The organism is Coprococcus sp. AF16-5 (assembly GCF_003479365.1).
Taxonomy (GTDB): domain Bacteria; phylum Bacillota; class Clostridia; order Lachnospirales; family Lachnospiraceae; genus Coprococcus; species Coprococcus aceti.
The window spans coordinates 1-22,877 of record NZ_QUGZ01000001.1 but is presented as its reverse complement, the minus strand read 5'-3'; the positions used below and the strand labels follow the sequence as shown (position 1 = coordinate 22,877).

Here is a 22,877-nt window from a genome sequence, read left to right as displayed (position 1 = left end):
TATGAACCATATAAGACAGATAAACTTACTTATAAAGAGAATACTGTGCCGTCCCGCCATGATCGTCGTTCTGCTGGTCATCCCCGCTGTGCTGATCGCTGTGAGCCTTCTGCCAGCCAGAAAGCAAAGCACCGAGATCGTGTCCGGCGTGTATATTGAAAGTTCTGACGAACACACGGATGCTTTCCTGTCGTATCTCACATCGACATCCACGGGATTTACCTTCAGGCACTATGAATCCCTGAAAGACATTAAGGATGATGTAGCATCCGGCAGGATCGACTCCGCGTACATGGTTCCTGATGGTTTCAGTGAATCAATGATCCACTCTGACGGGAAGCGCCACATAACCGTGTATACAACCGATGGAAGCTCATTCCAGTCTGTGTCCGAAGAATCCGTGTATGCCGCCCTCCTGTATGCATATGCGGCAGACATGTCTGTATGTATGCTCCAGGATCGTTACCTGGCAAATGTCCCATACGACGAGACCCAGGTGTCAGAATACATAAGTGATAGATTTAAGGGATATATCGAAAATGAGGACATTTTCACCATCGAGAGCGGACTCACCGGAAAATACACGGCATTGACAGATATTGCGCCAAACAATTTTCCTGTGGGAATATTGGTTTACATAACTTTGTTCGTATGTTCTCTCCTGGGACTTCAGAACTATCTCCGGGATCTGGACTGTGGGGCTTACTCTATCCTCTCCTCTAGAAAAAAAGCCGGATTCTGTGTAAAAAATATAGCAGCGGGAATTATTCCCGCTGCCATTATCAGCTTTATATCCTTGATCATATATTCCGGCACCAATGTCTGTCTCAATGTCCTGCTGCATATCGCCGCAGTGTCAGTCATCAGCCTTGCTGCTACACTTATATTCAGAGTGATATTCAGGCGCTATAAGATATTTACTATAGCTCTGCCATTCATCATCATCTGTACTCTTCTCCTGAGTCTTCTATCAATGCTCTCGCAGATGTAGACTCTGTGATCTGCTTTACCAGACATCCATAGCTGTCAGCCGGCACCGCCACATTGAAGCACACATCTGCAGTGTAATCCGTACTGTCTATCAGTGCATCACTGTTGCTGAGAAGATATTGTACCTTACCCGAATCGTTGTAGTTCGTGGTTATCTTCACCAGCTTCATAAGCTGCATCTTATGTATACCCGCATCAGACAGTGCAAGCTTGGCTGCCTCGGTGTATGCTCTCACAAGACCACCTGTTCCGAGCAGTGTTCCACCAAAATACCTTGTGACCACTATACATATATTAACCACCGCATTCCCCGTGATAACCTCCAGGATGGGTTTTCCAGCCGTTCCCTGCGGTTCTCCGTCATCAGAGAATCTTAGCAATGTATTCTCGCTGCCTATGGCAAATGCATAGCAGTTGTGCCTTGCATCATAGTGCTGCTTCCTGATCTTCTCGACAAAGGCATATGCCTCTTCCTCCGAGGACACAGGGACTGCATAGCCGATGAATCGTGATTTCTTCTCGACTATCTCGTCCTGCCCCTCCTGTAATATCGTGTTGTATGTCTCTATCATCGCTTCTCCGAATTGCTGGTGAGCAGCTTGCCCAGCTCATCCATAAATGTATTCACATCCTTGAACTCTCTGTACACTGATGCAAATCTTACATAGGCTACCTGATCAAGATCCTTGATCTTATCCATGACTATCTCACCTATGGTCGTGCTCTCTATCTCTCTCACTTCCATGTTGAAGATGGTGTTCTCTATGTCATCTATGCACTTTGTGACTGCTTCCGCTGAAACCGGACGCTTATGGCATGACTTTATGACACCTGACTCTATCTTGGAACGGTCATAAGTCTCTCTGTTCTTGTCCTTCTTGATGACTATGAGAGGTATGGTCTCCACCTTCTCATATGTGGTAAATCTCTTACCACAGGCGTCACACTGTCTTCTTCTTCTGATCGCACTTCCATCCTCCGCTGGTCTGGAATCGATAACCTTTGTATCATCTGCTGAGCAAAATGGACATCTCATATAATTTTCTCCTTATATCTCCCACCTTCGGAGGGACCTTCTTACGATATTATCTTTACTGGGCACTTGGCCTTACATGCACCACAATTTGTACACTTCTCTGGATCTATGTGAGCAAGGTTTCTGTCTATCGTGATGGCTCCAGCCTCACAGTTCCTTGCACACAGTGTACATCCGATACATCCTGCGCTGCAGGCTGCCTTGACCTGAAGACCCTTGTCATGGGAATTACATCTGACAAGTCTCTCTGCATCATATGGAACCAGCTCTATCAAGTGTCTCGGGCACTCTGTGACACATTTGCCGCATGCCTTACACTTCTCCTTATTAATTACCGCAATTCCATCTATAATGTCAATAGCCCCGAACTCACATACTGCCTTACATGAGCCATAACCTGTACATCCATATGTACATGCCTTAGGACCGCTGTTTGGATTGTTCTGTGCCAGCTTACAGTCCCTTGGTCCAACATACTCGTATACATCCTTCGCCTTCTCGCAGTCTCCTGCACACTTGACAAATGCCACATACCTTGTATTTTCAGCGTTTTCCACGCCCATGACCTCACTGATCTTCGCTGCCACTGCCTCGCCTCCAACAGGACACGCTGATGGCGGCATCTCACCTTTGGCGATGGCCGCTGCCAGTCCGTCACATCCCGGATAACCACATCCACCGCAGTTATTTCCCGGAAGGAGCTCTCTTACTGCTATTTCTTTCTCATCTACTTCTACCTTAAATTTCTCTCCTGCGACACCCAGAAGGATACCTATCACAATACCTACGCCTGCGACGACTGCCACAGCTATCAATATTCCTGTCATATCCGCACCCTCCTTATATCAATCCTGAGAAACCGAAGAACGCGATCGCCATAAGACCTGATGTGATGAGAACTATAGGGGTTCCCTTGAACGCCTCAGGTATAGGGCTGTGCTCAAGTCTCTCTCTGATTCCTGCAAGTATCACTATGGCTATAGTAAATCCGACTGCAGAGCCACATCCGTTGATGGTACTCTCAAGTATACCGTAACCGCTCTGTACATTTGAGAGAGCGATACCAAGCACGGCACAGTTGGTCGTGATCAGTGGAAGGTAAACTCCAAGTGATTCATACAATGACTTGACCTTCTTCTTGAGGAACATCTCAACAAACTGTACAAGTGCTGCGATCACAAGGATGAACACTATGGTGTTGAGGTACTCAAGTCCGAATCTTCTCAGTATGCCGTAATACACAACGCTGGTGACAAATGAAGCTATGGTCATGACGAACACAACCGCTGCTCCCATTCCGGTTGCTGTGTTGACACTCTTGGACACTCCAAGGAAAGGACACAGTCCGAGGAACTGGCTGAGGATAACATTATTTACAAGTGCCGCTCCGATGGCTAACAATAAAATATTCATTATCTCTTACCTCCCTTTCCTTTTTTCTTCTTTATATGAGCCATTGTCTCCTTGAGCTTTATGTCGGAATCTGCTGGCTCGTTCTCTGCAGAGTGTTCTGGCTGCTCTGCTTCCGTCGGCTGATCCATTGATGGCTGCTCTGCTGCCACTTTGTCTGCTACTTCCTGTTCTGCGGCTGGCTGCTCTGTTGACTTCTCATTCTGGAGATTGTCCTGACTGTCTGACTGAGTCTCTGTAACAGTCTGCTGCTCCTCATCTGGCGTCTTTTCCTGCTGAACTTCCTCAGCATGCTCCTTAAGCATCTTTCCTGTCGCATTCGGAACAAGCTTTATGTCGGCGAGGACTGACTCTCTGGTCGGTGCATATGGGCTGAGTCTTGGCTCATCCTTCTTCGCCTCATCTGGCTTGTCAGCCTCTGGCGCTGTATTCTTTGCTGCATCCTTATCTGCCGCTGCAGGTGTCTCTTCCTGCTTCTTAACCTGTTTTGCATCCGCTGAAGGTTTCGCCGGAGCCTCTGCTGCCTTTACAGGAGCCGGAGTCTCTGAAACCAGCTTGCCACAACATGCTGCATTGATACAGCCTGCACATGAGTCCGGTCTGCATGCTGCCGGGATCTCCTCTCCATTTGCCAGTGCCTCGGCTGCCTTCTTTGCATTTCTCTTGTTGATAAATGCTATGATGAATGCAAGCACGAAGAATGCACCAGGTGCAAGTACGAATATTGTTATAGGTGTGTACAGGCTGAGTGCATTGCCTATACCCTTTATAATTCCCGATGAGTTCTGAAGTAAGTTGCCATCTCCAAGTATCTGGAATCCAAATACACAGCCCTTTCCGACAAGCTCTCTGAACATTCCTATAAGTGTAAGGCCAACTGTAAATCCAAGGCCCATTCCAAGTCCATCAAATATAGATGGAAGTACCTTGTTCTTGGAAGCATATGCCTCGGCACGACCAAGGATGATACAGTTTACAACTATAAGTGGTATATACAGTCCAAGGCTGCTGTTGAGTGATGGCAGGTACGCCTGCAGCAGAAACTGTATGATAGTAACAAACGAAGCTATGATAACTATAAATGATGGTATTCTGACCTTATCAGGTATAACCTTTCTGAGTGCTGAGATCATGAAGTTGCTGAGCACCAGGATACATGTGGTCGTAAGTCCCATTCCTGCGCCATTGATGGCTGATGATGTAACCGCAAGTGTCGGACACATTCCAAGCATCTGTACGAAGGTCGGGTTCTCTTTCACAATACCATTATATAAACGCTCTGTACATTTTCCCATTACTTGTCACCTCCGTTCGACGCTGCAGATGAATCAGCAGCACCGCCATTTATGGACTTCACATACTCAAGTCCCGCATTCACCGCATTGGTAACCGCATTTGTTGTGATGGTAGCTCCTGACAGGGCATCTATCTCCTCGTCCACTGTTGCACCTGACTTGGTGTACTGGAACTTGTCGACCTTCTTTCCTGCAAACTGCGACTTGAAGCTGTCTGTGTCAGCCTCCATGCCAAGTCCTGCGGTCTCTGAGAGTGACAGGAATGAAATTCCATTTGTCGTTCCATCCGCTCTGACTCCCATGGCAAGCTGAAGGTCTCCACTATACGCCTCATGTGATGTGACAGTCACAACATATCCAAGTGCTGAACCATCGCTGCCCTTTGCTTCCACGATCTCATCTATATCTGCGTTATATCCGGCATCTGACAGGATCTTTGCAGCCGCATCGGCATCAAAGTCAGCATAGCTGTCAAACGAATCCGCATCATCGAATACCGCCTTATATGCCTCTTCCTTTGCTTTCTGCTCTGTAACTGCTATAGGATCCTTTGTGATCTTATATACATAAGCCAGTGCAAATCCTGCTATGACTGTGATTATCATGATTGCTATAGTTGCTATAACAATCGACTTTGTATCCATCTTGGACTTTGTCCCGGCTGTGTCACCCTGGGCTGCAAGCTCTGCGCCCTCTCCGAAGCTCTTCGGCTGTGTCCATCTCTCAATGAGTGGCACAAGCAGGTTGGAGAATATGATCGCATATGATACGCCCTCTGCTGATCCTCCGTATATTCTGAAACAGAATGTGAGTATACCAAGTATCACACCGAACAAGGCCTTACCCGCAGGTGTGATAGGTGATGTAACATAGTCAGTTGCCATAAAGAATGCTCCAAGCATCAGACCACCACCGCACAGGTGTGCTGCGAGGAATGTAAGATCAAAACCTCTACCCGATGCAACCGCATATATCATAATGAGCACCGCAAATGTTCCTATATATGTAAATGGAATAACCGGCTTTATAACTCTTCTGATCAGAAGATAAGCCGCACCAACAAGTAAACATACAACTGATGTCTCACCTATGGTTCCCGGTATATTTCCAAGAAACATATTGAGTACATTGACATTTGCCAGATCCCCTGTGTTCTTGAGCACTGCAAGAGGTGTAGCAGTTGTCACACCATCATACGAGAATGATGTCATTCTTCCTGCAAATGATATGAGAAGGAAACATCTTGCGCCCAGCGCTGGATTCATGAAGTTGAATCCCAGTCCTCCAAAGAGCTGTTTAACTATTATAATGGCAAATGCACTTCCGAGTATCGCCATCCACACCGGTACATCCGGTGAGAGGTTCAGTGCAAGAAGAAGTCCTGTTACAACTGCACTGAGATCGCTTATTGTTACTTTTCTGTTCATCATCTTCTGGTACAGCCACTCAAACAGCACGCATGAGACCACGCATGTGAGTATAAGTATCATAGCGTTCAGCTCGAAGTTGATGATTCCAAATACGGTTGCCGGAAGCAAAGCAATGATCACATCCAGCATAATGCTCTGTGTACTTCGTTTATCTCTGACATGTGGAGATGACGAAATCTTAAATGTATTATCCAATGTGTACACCTCCTACTTCTTTTTATTTGCAATGATGGATTTTCTTGTTCCCGCAATGGTCTGTGTCAGATGTCTCTTCGCCGGACACACATACGAACAGCATCCACACTCACAACACTCCATTCCGTTGTGAGCCAGGAATCCCTCTGTATCCCCATGCTCAGCCAGTGAAGCAAGCATCGAAGGAACAATACGTCCCGGACACACATCAACACAGCGTCCGCATCTGATACAGTTGCTCGGTTCAAGGTCTGCCACCTCGTCATGTGTCATACACAGCAGTGCCGACACTCCCTTGGTTGCAGGAACATCCAATGAGAAAAGTGCCTTTCCCATCATAGGACCGCCTGAGATCACCTTCTCAGGAACCACACCATCCTTAAATCCACCCGCAGCCTCTATAAGCTCCTGACAGTTTGTTCCTATCCTCACCATAAGATTGCATGGATTCTCTATGGCATCACCTGTTATGGTGACTATCCTTGTGTAGAGTGGTCTTCCCTCTATAACTGCCTCATATATGGACACGATGGTATCAACATTGTGAACTATACATCCAGCATCCGCTGGAAGCATCTTGGAGTTGACATATCTTCCAGTGTTAGCATATATGAGCTGACGCTCGGCACCCTGAGGGTACTTGGTCTTCATCACATGGACTTCGATCTTGTCATTGTCCTTTACCTTATTCCTGAGAAGTTCTATTGCCTCAGGCTTATTATCCTCTATGGCGATGATTCCCTTTGCATGATCAAACAGATTGATACATATCTCAAGTCCCAGTATCAGCTTGTCCGGTTCCTCCATCATCCTTCTGTAATCCGAAGTAAGATATGGCTCACACTCTGCGCCATTTACTATTATGTAGTCGATCGCATCCTCGTTCTTCGGGGACAGCTTGACATTTGCAGGGAAACCGGCGCCGCCCATTCCTACTATTCCGGCCTCCTTGATGATCTCCTTCACATCCTCTCTATACAGAGTGGACAGATCTTTTACATTTGCTGCAAAGTCGATCTCCTCAAACAGGCCATCATTCTCTACAACTATTGATTCAACCTTTGATCCACCAGGCACATATCTCGGCTCGATTGCCTTGACCTTTCCCGATATGGATGAATGTATATTCGCTGACACGAAGCCACTGGTCTCCGCAATCTTCTGACCAACCAGGACTCTGTCGCCCTTCTTCACTATAGGTGTGGCCGGTGCCCCTATATGCTGACTCAGCGGGTACACGCAGTCACCTTTTGGAAGGTATTCTCTGACAGGCTTTTCCATTGACAATTCTTTGCCTTCATATGGATGAATTCCGCCCAGAAATGTTAACAAACCCATGTTCTACCTCTTTTCCTTATATATTTTTATTAAAAAAATCTCCCTATATAATAACGCTTTAAGCCCTCAAAAACAACCTAAATGGGGATATATTATCATTTTAAAATATGGAAATTCTTCTGCTTATCCGCATAAAAAACGATCACATATAAGATATAGACACTTATGTCTTTTCTGTATCTTACATGTGATCATTTATAAATTCATTCGGATATCATTCTAATATTCTATGGACGGAAGCTTTCTGACAAGCACAGCCCCCGCCAGGCCTATGCACACACCGGCTATAGTTCCCGATATGCACAGCACCGGCATATACAACATGATATTGCCACTCTTCATGAGAAGTGCTGCCATTGCTATTTGCCCTGCGTTGTGGCTCACTCCGCCTAGTATGCTCGTTCCAAGGAGACCAAACAGATCCTTTTTCCTGCAAAGCGTCATGACCAGAAGTGACAACACCGCTCCCGCCATGCTGTATACCATAACCGTCATATTGCCAAACAACAGCGATGACAGCACCACTCTCACCAGTGACACTATCCACGCATCTGATATCCTCAGCCTGTACATGACAACTATGGTGACCATATTTGCAAGTCCCAGCTTGATTCCCGGAACAGCTATATTCACCGGGATCATGGATTCAAGATAGGAAAATACCATGGCTATGGCCACGAACATACCTGTGTATGTGATCCTTTTTGTACTCCAGCCATGCATTCTATCCACCGCCGTCTCTGAACTTTTCTGATCATTTTTATCTCTACTGCACATCTATATCTCTTTCCCTGCCACCTTGTATCTCTATGACAAGCTTGTGCGGAAGACAGGTTATAGTCTCTCCTCTCCTGCTCTTCCAGCCCATATTCACGCACACCTTATCCGGGCAGTCCGCATCACCGACACTGATCTTCCCAGATTCAACCACAACAGTGTTGCTGCCCCTGTCCGTGTTGAACTCATAGGTATCGTCGACTGTCATGTCTATGGTCTGCACCAGTTTGTCATCTATATACACATCCGCGGTATTGCCCGTCGGAAGCACAAGCCGCATGACAAGCCAGCATATAATTCCCGCTACTAAAAGGACTACACACAATATCAGATCTTTTTTTCTAAACCATCCTGCCATATCTTCACATCACTCTGCCAATTTATAGTCTTCTGCCGTTATGGTGAATCGGTCCTTCAGGCCTTCACTGACATACACATTCTTATCCTCATCTATGATGACGGCCTCCGCACCATACTCCTGAATGGTCTTCATAGCCTTATCCTTATCCATCAGCATACACAGTGTGGACAAGGCGTCACTGGTCAGTCCGTTATCACACACTACCGTGGCCGCTATAGTGCCATTCCATGCCGGATATCCTGTCCGGGGATCAAGTATGTGGTGGTATCTCCTGCCATCCTGCTCAAAATACTTTTCATAATCTCCCGATGTGGATACAAATGCCGTCTCCCCATCGCCAAAGCTTATGACACCCATGGTCGTTCCCTCTCCAGCTCTCGGATCCTTGACACCGACCTTCCAGGCTGTACCATCAGGCTTGCTTCCGTACACAACTATACTTCCGCCCAGGGCCACACATGCACCGGCCGCATCAGTACCCTTGAGATACTCTGCTGCCATGTCGCAGCCATATCCCTTGCCGACTGCTCCCAGATCAAGCATCATACCAGGCTCTGATATCCTTAACGTATCGCCATCCACACTTACCTTTGACACATCCACCAGCCTCAATGCACTGTCTATATCCGCCTGTGATGGAATCTCTGTCCTGCCATCTTCTATCCCCCACACATCCGCCAAAGGCCGTATGGTGATATCCAGCAGATCGTCATGAGCCCTCGATATGTCAAGCGTCTGCTTCAGCACACCCGCAAGCTCGCTGCTCACCGTGATATCCTCATCAGGCTTATATGTGGTGTTCACCCTGTATATCTCAGAGTCCGCTGAGCGCCATGACAGCACATCCTTGTCCAGGCTGTCTATGAGCTTCAGCATCCCGTCTATATTCTCACTGCCATGGCTTCCATACACTGTAAATGACGCAGCCGTTCCCATGGTGATCGTGTTCCTTGTATATTCACTTTCACCTGACCGTCTCACGCCTGATATGATGACCATAGCAATCACAGCCACCATGACAACCACTACGGCTGCTATCCTGTACCATTTCTTCATGGTCTGCCTACCTCTGTGTTATTTCAGATATTCATCGTGAACCTGTTCTCTCAGCGAATATCTGAAGGATTTCTCGTACTCCACATTCTCATTGATGCTGTGATTTACCTCCTCGAAGAAGCTCTGGTTGATGATATCCATGGAGTAGAATATCGGGTAGTTACTGTTCTTCTCCCACATCATAACTCCACCATCCACGGATTCCTTACCGTACTCCTCCTCGTAGCGCTTCTTGCAGTCTCCACTGCACAGATATACATGACACAAACCGTTGAGGGTCTTCTTCAGCATATCCGTTCTGAGTATATATCCATCACAGTCTATCGCCCAGTCCGGTATCTCATCCGGCTTCACTATGACTATGATCGGCATATATCTGTCAGGGCTCTCAACAATCGCATTCAGCTTGTCATAGCTGATCTCCTCAGGGCTTGATCCCTCCTCCATGACTATCCCGGCGTCTACAAAGCCAACCTGATTGAACATATCCTTCATGAACTTTGGCCTGCTGTATCTTCTCTCCTTGACGTTGATGGTCTCACATATGTTCTCCACATTCACATCATATATATCCCCGGCACTCACCATATCCACTGTCACATGCCATATAACACCAGCCTCTGAATTGCTTATGTGCTGGAAATCCATATGAAACTCACCGGCCTCATATGTTATATATACCTTATATCCTATGGTGGAATAATCCACACTCGTGAGTTCCTCGGGCATCTGTGGGAACACCATACTGATGTGCTCTCTGACCCATTTGTATATGATCTCACACGCCTTGTCATAACCCGCCGCAGGTATTCCTACCCTGTGGCTGTACACAACATTCGGAACCATAGGCTTTATCTCAGTCTTCACCTCTGGTCTGACCGCTGGAACGAACTGCTCCTTGTCAAGCAGCCTTGATATATACTCGTTGTGGACTATCTCCTTGTTGATCAGATAAATAACTCTGTCAGGAGTCAGCTCCTTGTGATACTTCTTGTTGAGCAGTATCTCAACCAGTTCGCGCTTGCTCACAGTGTGGAACTGCGCCACGATGTCCGGATTGTTGTCCAGATATTCCCTGAGCTCAGGCTTAAGCGGATCCTGCGTGATCCTGAGCCTGTATTTGCTTCTTATGGCATTCTCCCAGTTCTTCTCCTTGTACTGTGAGTCGTGAATACTGTTGAAAATCTGCATGATAGACCAGTCGCACAGCTCCAGATTGGCTATGATACTGTTCATGACTCTGGACAGATCCTCATGTCCAGTCCACAGATCGGTCTCCTTGGAATCAGAACCCAGCTTATACTTATATCTCATCTCATGCTCTATCTCATGCCAACCCTCGAAGAGCACCGTCCTGAGCTGTACCTCAAATGTCTGGTCAAATGGCTTGTTCCACACACTTGCAGGTATGTTTCGCAGATATTTGCTCGGTATCCTGAACACACCGTTACATTTCTGTGCCTCAAATTTGTTCTCCTCATTCTTCGTCTTGGACCAATTGTCCAGAAGAAACGTCTCCTCAAGTATCTTCTCACATATATCCATGTCCTCCAGATAGAACAGGTTGATTCGTATACCTATGATATCCTGAATCTTTCTTCCACCTTCCTGCATGGAGTATTTACCAGTCTCCAGCTTGTGCAGAAGTGACGATTCTGACTTGATTCTCGATGTACTGTTAAAATATATTCCCGCATTGTTCAGCTTCGTGACAAGAGTGTTGAGCAGACTCATCTTCACATTGTTGATCTCCTCTATCTCCTGTTCCTGAAGAAGCTTCTCGTCACTATTATAGTCATAGATGCTATAATCCATTCCATCATTCCTTTTCTGTAATTATATATCAATCCGCCCTGCGGCGTCTTTCCTATATCCACGCATATCTTTATCTAGTATATCACAATAATTGTGTATTTTGCTTAAAATAATATGAACATTTTATAAAAAACAGTGCAATTCCACCCTTATAGTATAAAATCCACTCCATTTTCTTGCGAAAGTAAAGGCTTGTATATATAATTAAAAGGCTAGAACACAAATGAGAGGTTAAATTATGATTTTAGACTGTCAGAACATCTGCAAAGCATTTGGCACAGATGTTATATTGGACAATATTTCTTTTCATCTTGAGGAAAAGGAGAAAATGGCTATAGTCGGCATAAACGGCGCCGGCAAGACCACTCTTCTCAAGATAATAATGGGTGAGGAAAGTGCTGACTCCGGTCAGGTCATAGTGTCAAAGGACAGGACCATCGGCTATCTGTCCCAGTATCAGGAGAGCAATTACAACACTACTGTCCGCGGTGTCATGATGGATGCACTAAAGCCTATCCTTGAGCTTCAGGACAGGATGCGCGAACTGGAACACACCATGGCTGAACAGACCGGTGAGGAGCTCGAGAGATCTCTGGAGCTCTACAACCGCTACACCCACGAATTCGAATATAAGAACGGCTATAGCTGTGAGAGCGAGGCAAATGGAGTTCTCAAAGGACTAGGTTTCTCCAAGGAGGATTATGACCGCCACACGGACTCTCTGTCCGGTGGCCAGAGGACAAGACTTGCACTCGGCAGACTCCTCATGGTGAAGCCGGATATCATCATCCTCGATGAGCCGACAAACCATCTGGACATGGAATCCATCTCATGGCTTGAGGGCTTCCTGTCATCCTACCAGGGAAGCGTCATCATCGTCTCCCACGACCGTTATTTCCTCGACAAGATCGTGACCAAGATAGTCGAGCTCGACAATGGCCACAGCCAGGTATACAATGGCAACTACACCTACTTCGCACAAAAGCGTGCAGAGATCCGTGAGAACATGATGAAGGCATATCTCAACCAGCAACAGGAGATCAAGCATCAGGAAGAGGTCATCACGAAGCTCAAGCAGTTCAACCGAGAGAAGTCCATCAAACGTGCAGAGAGCCGTGAGAAGATGCTCTCACGTATAGAACGTCTCGACAAGCCAACCGAGGTTGCATCCGAGATGAGGATCACTCTTGAGCCAAATGTCTTAAGCGGCGAGGATGTTCTTACGATCGAAGGACTCTCCAAATCATTTGGCGACAATAATCTGTTCTCAGGAATAGATATGGATATCAAACGTGGCGAACACGTCGCCCTGATAGGTGGAAATGGAACCGGAAAGACAACCATACTGAAGATGATCAACAGGCTTGTATCCAAAGATGCCGGAGCTATCATACTTGGATCACGCGTCAAGATTGGTTACTACGATCAGGAACATCAGGTACTCACGATGTCCAACACCATATTCGATGAGATAAGCGACGCCTACCCTGATCTGTCCAACACCAGAATCCGTAATGTCCTTGCGGCATTCCTCTTCACAGGTGAGGACGTGTTCAAGAGGATACAGGATCTGTCAGGTGGCGAGCGTGGACGTGTGTCCCTTGCCAAACTGATGCTCTCTTCCGCCAACTTTCTTATTCTGGATGAGCCGACGAACCACCTGGATATCACATCAAAAGAGATACTGGAGAATGCCATAAGGAACTACACCGGCACTGTCCTGTATGTATCCCACGACAGATACTTCATCAACCAGACGGCCACAAGGATCATCGAGTTAAGGGACAAACAGCTCACAAGCTATATAGGCAATTACGATTACTACGAGACCCACAGAACGTATTCCACAGATTTAGTAAGTCCATTCACTCCAATAAGCGGAGTCTCTGACGCACCGGCCCAGACCGCTCCCGCTGTCTCACAGGCCAAGCTCTCATGGCAGGAAAGCAAAGCTGAGGCGGCAAGGCAGCGCAAGAAGGCAAATGACCTGAAAAAGCTTGAGGCATCCATCGAGGAACTTGAGAACAGGATCGCAGAGATCGATGAACAGTTTCTTCTTCCTGAGAACGCCACAAATGTCGGTCTGCTGAACGACCTCACAAAGCAGAGGAACGAAGCCGACACAGAACTCAACGAGCTCTACACGAAATGGGAGGAACTGTCCGAGGATGACTGATGGCGGGATCGCTCATGTCAAACCTGCAGGCTTAACTATATCAACAAATACCAAAAACACCATATATGACTACAGCAAAGAGGATCCATATAAGGTATCCACTCACCGTATTCATATATGGTGTTTTCTTTGTTATCATGCACAGTCTCCTGTACATCTATTGTTCATACATGTCTCATGCACAGTTCCCTGTACATTTATGTCAATCTCTCTACATTCTAATGTCTCACATGAATTATCTTCATGGCATACTGTCCCGACAGATCATATGCAGAATTGCTTATATAGACCTGATCGCTGCTGCCCATTCCACCCTGAATGATCCAGTATTCAGGCTTATTTCCGCTGTTAGAACCCCAGTCATGCACATATGCCTCACATGCCGAAGCCGGAACTCCAAGCTTTCTCAGATACTGCTTAAGTGCAGTCGCTGAAGAGAACTTTCCAAAATAGATTCCGACATGGGTCGGCTCTCCATTCGTATAGTAGACAACTATATCACCAGGCAGGAGCACATCGTATGAGAAGTCCTCCCTGTCCGCTGTGAGCTCGTAATCCGTCGTCTCACCCCAGCTTCCATTCTGCGCCAGAATCGCCTTGGCGATGACCTTGCGGAGTGCCCAGTCTGAGCATATATTTGATGAACTGATCACGAATCCGCCATTTGCAAAGTCAGTGTACTTGACTGACATATCACTTCCCGGAGTGCTGCTGCCTGCGTATCTAAGCGCATTTGCCACAAATACATTGCAGTAGATTCCTGTCCTACCCAGATATTCATTGACAACCCTCTTCATCCATTCATCAAAATCCCAGCTTATCGAATCTGTCTTGAAGCATCTTCCCCAACTGTCAAATTCATACTCCACATCACCCACTACTATCTTCGTGAGTTTACTGCAGCGTCCATTTGCATCGCTGAAATAATACACCTTCTTGTTGTTGATCTTGGCATTCTTAAGACCCTCAGACTTGTCGTTGAGCAGCTTGCCACTTCTGTACTCGGAATATCCTGTACTCTCGTCATAATACACATATTCAGTTACAGTTCCCTCATCGCCTACATAAGCCGCACTGTAATCACTAATCGTCTGCCAGCCCTTTGTTCTGACAGCCTTACCTGTTTTACCAAAGTAACTGCAGTTGTCCTGCAGTCTCACCACAGAATTCTTCTTTACTATCCATCTGTTATTCGAGAATACTCTGTACGTGTCTGCATATCCCGATACAGTATGTGTCGATCTGTAATATATCGCATCAGATATTCCCGTGCTGTCCGTGTGGAGCACAACATGTCCAAATGAAGGTATCCACGCATTCACCGCAGCCGTCCAGCCGCCCTCGCTCGCCACCTTCTGACATCTGTATCTTATGCCGTCCACCTGTACAAAATAGGTTGCCTCTCCGTTTCTTATGTAATACTTCTTATCCCTTGAGATCTCATACCACTTCGTGACGTTGCTCTTCGCACCGTTCACAAAGTAATAATATCTTCTGTTTACCTCGTATACACCGGTTGCCGTACTGGTCCATTTCCCCGACGAATACTGGTACAGTCTTCCCGACTGCATCCGCCTTACTGCCTTGCCGTCCACCGCAAAATAATACACGCAGTTTCCTGATGTGATCCAGGTCGATCTCACCGCAGCGCCGTCACTTCCAAAGTAATAATAGTCTTCTCCAAACTGCTTCACCACGTTCTTGACCGGAATACCCGCTTCGTAGTAGTACACTCTGGAATTTTCTGTTCTGAGTCCCTTGTACGCATTTCCATTCTTGTCAAACAGGACTTTTATATTATTTACCATGACAGCCTTATTCTTGACGGTGATCCTGACTGTTCCATTATAGCTGTAGAAATAATTGCCGTGATAAGCGCTCACAACATGCCCATCAAAAAGCTGGATATACTTCACATCATTTCCAGACATGCTTCCGGATATATCCGCGTCAACAAGCTCCCCTGCCGGTGAACTGCTGCCATATTTGTACCAGCCATCTCCCACAACAGCCTTGCCACTCACAAAGTAATCACAGTACCCGGATCTTGTGAACAGTCCTGTCGCCGGACTGCCCTCGGTATAATACACTCCATTGTAATATCCTGTCAGAGCTACAGAATAGTCCCTGGCAAATGTAAACTTTTTGAGCTCTATGGTATTGCCGCTCTTAACGCTCATGTTGACATATCTGCTTGAAGAATTATAATTCGCTGACTTCAGCATCTCAAAGCTGGTGTCTGTGTAGCTTCCGTTATACTCCACATTTGCATCGCTGTCATCCGCTGCGACAAGATAAAACTTGGAGTTATATCTTATCAGTGCATATGTGATAAGTGTATCACTGTCCTCACCTGAACCAATGAAGTAACTCTCGCCCTCCGCAAAACTGAGTCTGAACATGCCATCGGTGGAGTTCGTAAACACATATGTACTGCTGTTCATCTTAAGTGCTGTTTTCTCCACCACGCTGGTAGGCGTCGCCACCCCCGGAGTCTCCGTATCCGCATATACAGATGCAGCCACATCCCCTGCAGTCTCCGCTTTGGCCGTCATGTTCCCCACACACGCCATCTCCGTCAGCAGAACAAATGCCACAGCGATGAGCAGAGCAAGAAATCTTACGTTATTCGACTTATACAATCCCTTCCTTATTGTCCGCAACATACTTCCTCCTGAGTATTTATTATGTATCTATAGTACACGATTTTGGCTGCATGTAAAATACAATATTTGATATTTTTCCGATATCTTCTCCACAAATTTCTTCGCCCCCGCCATATTTCTGTCATCAAGATTGACAAATGGATCATCCATTATGAGCATCGGCTTTTCATCCTGATACATGCTGTCCACTATTGCAACTCTTACACACACTCCGAGGATATCCGCCAGTCCCGAGCTCAAGGTCTGAGAATCCCTGTACATTCCCTGCTCTCTGTACCTGATTGTCATATCCGGGGCCGCCTGTACATTTCCTGCATGCTCTCCTGTAACGCACTCATAATACCTGTCAAATGCCTCCATGACTGGCACCGAATGTCCCACTGCAAATGTATCCCTGGCCTCCCCCAGCAGCTCGTACGCCTTTACGTTGAGCTCGTATCTGTGCAGATCGTCTTCCAAAGCCTTTTTCTTATCCGCCAACGATGCCTTCACAGCAGCTATCTCCTGTCTTCGAAGCTTGAACTCCGCCAGTTCCCTGGCATACTCGCCAAGTCTCATGTTTTCTGCCATATAGACCGACATCTCCTCATCCATATCGGATTCGTCATCGGCTGTATATATATCATCTGATCCGTCCGATCTGGTATCATCAGCGGCATCCCCCGGCTCTTCCACCTTATTCTTCCTGTGCCAAATCTTTTCATTTATCCCGCGTATAATGTAGTAGATTCCGAGTACACAAAACATACCTGCACATACAACAAATATAATCATAGCCATATCGTCAGGTTCTTCTATTCCAAGCATAAATTTCCACATTCCCAGAAATAAAAGTGCTGCGATCAACGCACAAAATCCTGTCATGATATATTTACTGTCACGCTGTCGTCCCATCCGGTTCTGATTCTGCATTTCTATCTCACGGATATTTTTATTCAGCTCATTTATACTTCTGTCTATTCCATCAAGCTCCCTGACCTGCTCACGCATCCCATCAAGCTCATATTTTCTCCTGTACAGTTCCCCTGTCCGCTTGGTTGGCGACTGCCTGTTTATAACATTCTTCAGTATCTGTCTGGCATTCTCATAATTGCTTATATCATCCGTGCTGTCAGCGATATTACCAAGCTTAGCACTTATCCCATCCGTCGCCCAGGTCCGGCAGTCATCCTGCCCTATGTACATACTTCTCACAAATGACGCAGAATCCACATGAAACAGCTCCTCCCCAAGCTTATCCGTGAACATTCCTGTTACAGCATGAGTCGCCTCGTCGTATATCACGCATTTGTCATCGCTCTTCTTCGCGCCAAATGTCCTCTGAACCCTGTAGTTTCTGCCCCTGCTCTCAAATACCAGGTCTCCGCCATAGGCAGCCCCCGACCACGGACGATATCTTTTTCTTTCATTCTCAATGTCATTTCTCTTCGTCTCACCGTCGAAGCCATACAGCATGACCCGGATAAAAGCAGCAAGAGTCGACTTGCCCCAGCCATTATCCTGGACAAATGTATTTATCCCATCCTCGAACTGGACTTCCATGTTATTCAATTTGCCAAATCCATCTATATAACAAGATATCAATCTCATACTTAAAATATCTCCTCGCCCGAAAGAGCCCTGAGTCCTGTCTGGATCACATATGCCTTGTCATTTTCACTCATATCCTGCCTCATGACCTTCCTCACGAATTCGCCCTTGAGGGACGCATCATTCACATACCTCATGTAATCCACCTGAAAATCCGTGTGATCCAAGATCTCCATATAATAGAACGAATCCTGAAACTGCTTAGTCAGATAATCCGTGTTTATCTCGCTCTCAACATTTACCGCGCCTGTGAGGGATACCCTCACCATGTCCCTGGACTCATCTTCCATGGTCCCCGGCAGTTCCTGATACAGTCTGTCTGCGATCATGTCCGCCGCATCAGAGCTTGACTCTGCCCCTGTCACGTCCACTTCCACATCGAACAGCCTTCTATAGGCAAATGGCACAAATTCGGTCTCAACCATATGCTTCCTCTCATCCACGTCAAGCATCATAAATCCATGCTCACCACACTCGTCAAAGCCCCTGCCCTCCAGACATCCCGGATAGCAATAGACTCCCCTGTGATTAAGACTTTCCAGCTTTCTTCCATGCACATGTCCCAGTGCCAGATAATCTATGCCTCTTCCCCTGAGTTTCTTCAGGCATACATCATTCATGTTGCGAGCCCTGCCATATTCCTGCTCCTGTCCGTGGAGTGTGACAATATTTATATCGTTCTCATCCAGTTCGAGTTCATCATATATGCTGTTGCAGTTTTCGTCATTCAGCACAGCGCCCGCGATCACTATATGTGATCCCTTAAGCTGATACTGCGTCCACTCATCTCCGAATAAATACAGATTCTCTGGGAGTCTCCGCCCAGCAAATAAACTTTCATCCGGGTCATGATTTCCCCTCAGATAGAACACATCTATGTCAGCATACTTCGCTATCTCCCCCAGAACAACATTTATCGTCGTGGCAGACACTGTCTCTGAATCAAAGAGATCCCCCGCTATTATTACCGCCTGCACGTCATTCTCTGCAGCATACCCGAATATTTTCCTGAATGTGTTAAGTATCTCATTTCTTCTGCCTCTGGCTCTTTCTCTTCCAAGATGTGCACTCAGGGCTGAATCAAGATGGATATCCGCACAGTGTATTATTCTCATAGTTCCTCAACCTCAGTCATCTCTATTCTTTTCTTTTTCTATATTAACATAATACGTAAAAATTTGCTCATAAAGAATAAAGTCCACGGCATATGCCGCGGACCCTGTCTACATCATATCATATACCTCCTGTCTGATACACATGTGTTTTCTCTCTGTATTCAACAGCAGAAAACTGTCTCTTAAGTTCATACATGAAGTATATTGCTCCTTGATTTTCGTTCCGTAATTATTACGGATTTTGTTTTTTCACAAACAAAAAACGCCAGAAGCCTTGGTTTTACAAGGTTTCTGACGCCAATCAAACAGGGGATGAGAGAATCGAACTCCCACCAAAAGTTTTGGAGACTCCTATCATACCATTTGACCAATCCCCTATATACAGAAAAAATTTAACACCTGCTGCAGCGTTAAATTTTCCCGGTACTTTTTATTCTGTACCTTCAGAATTTCACACAGAAAGAGGTATCTTCTAAAGCTTATCTCTTAGAAACCTCTAAGGATAAGTCCTCGACCTATTAGTACTTCTCAGCTGAGTGCGTTACCACACTTACACCTGAAGCCTATCAACCTTGTAGTCTTCAAGGGGTCTTACTCCGAAGATGGGATATCTTATCTTGAGGGGGGCTTCACGCTTAGATGCCTTCAGCGTTTATCCCTGCCAAACTTGGCTACTCTGCCATGCCTTTGGTAAAACAACAGATACACCAGAGGTTTGTCCATCCCGGTCCTCTCGTACTAAGGACAGCTCCTCTCAAATATCCTACGCCCACGCCGGATAGGGACCGAACTGTCTCACGACGTTCTGAACCCAGCTCGCGTACCGCTTTAATGGGCGAACAGCCCAACCCTTGGAACCTGCTACAGCTCCAGGATGCGATGAGCCGACATCGAGGTGCCAAACCACTCCGTCGATGTGAACTCTTGGGAGTGATAAGCCTGTTATCCCCAGGGTAGCTTTTATCCGTTGAGCGATGGCAATCCCACTTTATACCACCGGATCACTAAGTCCTACTTTCGTATCTGCTCCACCCGTCGGTGTCGCAGTCAAGCTCCCTTCTGCCTTTGCACTCTTCGAACGGTTTCCAACCGTTCTGAGGGAACCTTTGAGCGCCTCCGATACTCTTTCGGAGGCGACCGCCCCAGTCAAACTCCCCGTCAGACATTGTCCCCCAGCCGGGTTACGGCTGCAGGTTAGAAACCCAGTACTGTAAGGGTGGTATCCCAAGGTTGGCTCCATGGCAACTGGCGTCACCATTTCCTAGCCTCCCACCTATCCTGTACAGACAGTACCGAATCCCAGTATCAAACTGGAGTAAAGCTCCATGGGGTCTTTCCGTCCTGGCGCAGGTAACCAGCATCTTCACTGGTATTTCAATTTCACCGGGTGTGTTGTTGAGACAGTGCCCAAATCATTACGCCTTTCGTGCGGGTCGGAACTTACCCGACAAGGAATTTCGCTACCTTAGGACCGTTATAGTTACGGCCGCCGTTTACTGGGGCTTAAATTCAAAGCTTCGATTGCTCTAACCTCTCCTCTTAACCTTCCAGCACCGGGCAGGCGTCAGCCCATATACCTCACCTTTCGGTTTTGCATAGACCTGTGTTTTTGCTAAACAGTTGCTTGGGCCATTTCTCTGCGGCCACATCTCTGTGGCACTCCTTCTCCCGAAGTTACGGAGTCATTTTGCCGAGTTCCTTAACAACACTTCTCCCGCCGGCCTTAGGATTCTCTCCTCATCCACCTGTGTCGGTTTACGGTACGGGTACTTATGAAACAATAGCGGCTTTTCTTGGCAGCTGGCTCACACGCTTCTCTACTAATGTTCGATCCACATAACGCTTTACATTTTTCATGCGGTTTTGCCTGCATGACTGCTATACGCTTGTACCGGCTTTTCCATTTCCGGCTCGTGCTCTCCTTCTGCGTCCCCACAGTTCTGTCCATAAGCAGTACAGGAATTTCAACCTGTTATCCATCGACTACGGCTCTCGCCCTCGCCTTAGGCCCCGACTTACCCAGGGAAGATCAGCTTTACCCTGGAAACCTTAGATATTCGGCCTTTAAGATTCTCACTTAAATCTCGCTACTCATTCCGGCATTCTCTCTTCTTAACTCTCCACTGCTCCTTACAGTACAGCTTCGTCGACTTAAGAATGCTCCTCTACCATCCTTTCGGATCCACAGCTTCGGTGTCGTGTTTTAGCCCCGGACATTTTCGGCGCAGGACCTCTCGACTAGTGAGCTATTACGCACTCTTTGAATGTATGGCTGCTTCTGAGCCAACATCCTAGTTGTCTTCGAAATCCCACATCCTTTACCACTTAACACGCACTTTGGGACCTTAGCTGGTGGTCTGGGCTCTTTCCCTTTTGACTACCCAACTTATCTCGTGCAGTCTGACTCCCGTACATCATCTACGCGGCATTCGGAGTTTGATAATCTTCGGTAAGCTTTGACGCCCCCTAGGATATTCAGTGCTCTACCTCCGCAAGACTAATACGAGGCTAGCCCTAAAGCTATTTCGAGGAGAACCAGCTATCTCCGGGTTCGATTGGAATTTCTCCCCTACCCACACCTCATCGCCACCCTTTTCAACGGATGTGCGTTCGGTCCTCCATCGCCTTTTACGGCGACTTCAACCTGGACATGGGTAGATCACCCGGTTTCGGGTCTTCTTGTACTGACTTATGCGTGCTGTTAACACTTGCTTTCACTTCGGCTCCGCACCTTAAGTGCTTAACCTTGCCGGTACAAGAAACTCGCCGGACCGTTCTACAAAAAGTACGCGGTCCTACCTTAACGTAGTTCCACAGCTTGTAAACACAGGGTTTCAGGTTCTCTTTCACTCCCCTCCCGGGGTCCTTTTCACCTTTCCTTCACAGTACTATGCGCTATCGGTCACTGAGTAGTATTTAGCCTTGGAGGGTGGTCCCTCCGCCTTCCCACAAGGTTTCTCGTGTCTCGTGGTACTCCGGATTCTGCTAGGCGTGTTTTCAATTTCGCATACGAGGCTTTCACTCTCTTTGGCGGGACTTCCCAGACCCTTCTGCTATCGTTAACACTGCCATGTTGCAGTCCATACCCCGGAGTGCACGCACTCCGGTTTGGGCTCTTCCGCTTTCGCTCGCCGCTACTAACAGAATCGATGTTTCTTTCTCTTCCTCTCCCTACTTAGATGTTTCAGTTCAGGAGGTTCCCGACCTATACCTATGTATTCAGTATAGGACGACTGAGGTTTGCTCAGCCAGGTTTCCCCATTCAGAAATCTGCGGTTCATTGAATATTTGCTTCTTGCCGCAGCTTATCGCAGCTTATCACGTCTTTCATCGGCTCTCAGTGCCAAGGCATCCACCCTGCGCTCTTTCTAACTTAACCTTACAACACACGTAGCTTGATGTGTTGTGGTCTCTTTCTAAAAAGCTTTAAGATATTTGTCTACTTTATCTTTTGGTTTTGTACCTCAATCCACTTTGCATTTTTGGCTTTGTAAGTGCTTCGCACTTACTAACCTAAAATCTGCTCTGCAGATTTTGGTAATAGATGTCTTGTTAATTATTAATGGCTTATTATAAACTTATAATAATTATCTCTTTCTGTATGAAATTCTCAAGGTACATATTTAG

15 protein-coding genes, 1 tRNA gene, 1 rRNA gene and 2 pseudogenes are annotated in these 22,877 nt (G+C 46.7%); 2 read left to right on the top strand and 17 right to left on the bottom strand.

Annotated features, from left to right (window positions below; translation table 11 throughout):
• The first annotated feature begins 1 nt into the window (after position 1).
• The gene (locus DWW70_RS00090; protein WP_118649044.1) at positions 2 to 991 is read left to right on the top strand and encodes an ABC transporter permease; all 990 of its coding nucleotides are present in this window, start codon (positions 2 to 4) and stop codon (positions 989 to 991) included.
• On the opposite strand, the gene DWW70_RS00085 is transcribed toward DWW70_RS00090, so the two are convergent.
• The 12 genes and pseudogenes from DWW70_RS00085 to DWW70_RS00035 all read right to left on the bottom strand — a co-directional run bounded on the left by DWW70_RS00085 (position 942) and on the right by DWW70_RS00035 (position 11,703).
• Positions 942 to 1,562 carry a YigZ family protein gene (locus DWW70_RS00085; RefSeq protein ID WP_015533102.1) on the bottom strand — a complete coding sequence of 207 codons (621 nt, stop codon included), beginning with the start codon at positions 1,560 to 1,562 and terminating at the stop codon, positions 942 to 944. The two genes, DWW70_RS00090 and DWW70_RS00085, sit on opposite strands and share 50 nt — an antisense overlap.
• The gene (gene nrdR, locus DWW70_RS00080; RefSeq protein WP_015533101.1) at positions 1,559 to 2,026 is read right to left on the bottom strand and encodes a transcriptional regulator NrdR; all 468 of its coding nucleotides are present in this window, start codon (positions 2,024 to 2,026) and stop codon (positions 1,559 to 1,561) included. Before nrdR ends, DWW70_RS00085 begins: the two co-directional genes overlap by 4 nt.
• A 41-nt stretch (positions 2,027 to 2,067) precedes the next feature.
• Entirely contained in the window at positions 2,068 to 2,853 is a 786-nt protein-coding gene (locus DWW70_RS00075; protein WP_015533100.1) for an RnfABCDGE type electron transport complex subunit B, read from the bottom strand.
• Positions 2,854 to 2,866: 13 nt separating this feature from the next.
• The gene (locus tag DWW70_RS00070) at positions 2,867 to 3,439 is read right to left on the bottom strand and encodes an electron transport complex protein RnfA (RefSeq protein WP_015533099.1); all 573 of its coding nucleotides are present in this window, start codon (positions 3,437 to 3,439) and stop codon (positions 2,867 to 2,869) included.
• A gap of 650 nt (positions 3,440 to 4,089) precedes the next feature.
• Positions 4,090 to 4,731, bottom strand: a pseudogene (gene rsxE / locus DWW70_RS15465) (electron transport complex subunit RsxE); the annotation flags it as partial.
• The gene (locus tag DWW70_RS15460; RefSeq protein ID WP_255415649.1) at positions 4,731 to 5,336 is read right to left on the bottom strand and encodes an FMN-binding protein; all 606 of its coding nucleotides are present in this window, start codon (positions 5,334 to 5,336) and stop codon (positions 4,731 to 4,733) included. The pseudogene rsxE and the gene DWW70_RS15460, both read right to left, overlap by 1 nt.
• Before the next feature lie 87 nt (positions 5,337 to 5,423).
• Positions 5,424 to 6,356, bottom strand: a pseudogene (locus DWW70_RS15455) (RnfABCDGE type electron transport complex subunit D); the annotation flags it as partial.
• Between the two features lie 12 nt (positions 6,357 to 6,368).
• Positions 6,369 to 7,694 carry an electron transport complex subunit RsxC gene (rsxC, locus tag DWW70_RS00055; protein WP_118649042.1) on the bottom strand — a complete coding sequence of 442 codons (1,326 nt, stop codon included), beginning with the start codon at positions 7,692 to 7,694 and terminating at the stop codon, positions 6,369 to 6,371.
• A 219-nt stretch (positions 7,695 to 7,913) separates the two neighbouring features.
• Positions 7,914 to 8,471, bottom strand: coding sequence for a Gx transporter family protein (locus tag DWW70_RS00050; protein ID WP_022216220.1), 558 nt, complete (start codon positions 8,469 to 8,471; stop codon positions 7,914 to 7,916).
• Complete coding sequence (locus DWW70_RS00045; protein WP_055224216.1) at positions 8,461 to 8,829, bottom strand: NusG domain II-containing protein; 369 nt, start codon at positions 8,827 to 8,829, stop codon at positions 8,461 to 8,463. Before DWW70_RS00045 ends, DWW70_RS00050 begins: the two co-directional genes overlap by 11 nt.
• A gap of 9 nt (positions 8,830 to 8,838) precedes the next feature.
• Positions 8,839 to 9,888 (bottom strand): FAD:protein FMN transferase, encoded by a 1,050-nt coding sequence (locus DWW70_RS00040; protein ID WP_055144876.1) that lies wholly within the window; start codon positions 9,886 to 9,888, stop codon positions 8,839 to 8,841.
• Positions 9,889 to 9,906: 18 nt separating this feature from the next.
• On the bottom strand, positions 9,907 to 11,703 hold the full coding sequence (locus DWW70_RS00035; protein ID WP_015533093.1) for a hypothetical protein: 1,797 nt from the start codon (positions 11,701 to 11,703) through the stop codon (positions 9,907 to 9,909).
• Positions 11,704 to 11,941: 238 nt separating this feature from the next.
• Between DWW70_RS00035 and DWW70_RS00030 the strand changes: the two genes are divergently transcribed.
• The gene (locus tag DWW70_RS00030) at positions 11,942 to 13,879 is read left to right on the top strand and encodes an ABC-F family ATP-binding cassette domain-containing protein (protein ID WP_118649041.1); all 1,938 of its coding nucleotides are present in this window, start codon (positions 11,942 to 11,944) and stop codon (positions 13,877 to 13,879) included.
• 218 nt (positions 13,880 to 14,097) lie between these two features.
• On the opposite strand, the gene DWW70_RS00025 is transcribed toward DWW70_RS00030, so the two are convergent.
• The 5 genes from DWW70_RS00025 to DWW70_RS00005 form a co-directional block, all read right to left on the bottom strand.
• Positions 14,098 to 16,545, bottom strand: coding sequence for a hypothetical protein (locus tag DWW70_RS00025; protein WP_118649040.1), 2,448 nt, complete (start codon positions 16,543 to 16,545; stop codon positions 14,098 to 14,100).
• Between the two features lie 27 nt (positions 16,546 to 16,572).
• A complete protein-coding gene (locus DWW70_RS00020; protein ID WP_118649039.1) occupies positions 16,573 to 18,135 on the bottom strand; it encodes an ATP-binding protein in 1,563 nt (520 codons plus the stop codon).
• A gap of 2 nt (positions 18,136 to 18,137) precedes the next feature.
• The gene (locus DWW70_RS00015) at positions 18,138 to 19,250 is read right to left on the bottom strand and encodes a metallophosphoesterase family protein (RefSeq protein WP_118649038.1); all 1,113 of its coding nucleotides are present in this window, start codon (positions 19,248 to 19,250) and stop codon (positions 18,138 to 18,140) included.
• Between the two features lie 306 nt (positions 19,251 to 19,556).
• Positions 19,557 to 19,627 (bottom strand) — tRNA-Trp (locus tag DWW70_RS00010).
• 121 nt (positions 19,628 to 19,748) lie between these two features.
• A 23S ribosomal RNA gene (locus DWW70_RS00005) occupies positions 19,749 to 22,629 on the bottom strand.
• Positions 22,630 to 22,877: the final 248 nt, after the last annotated feature.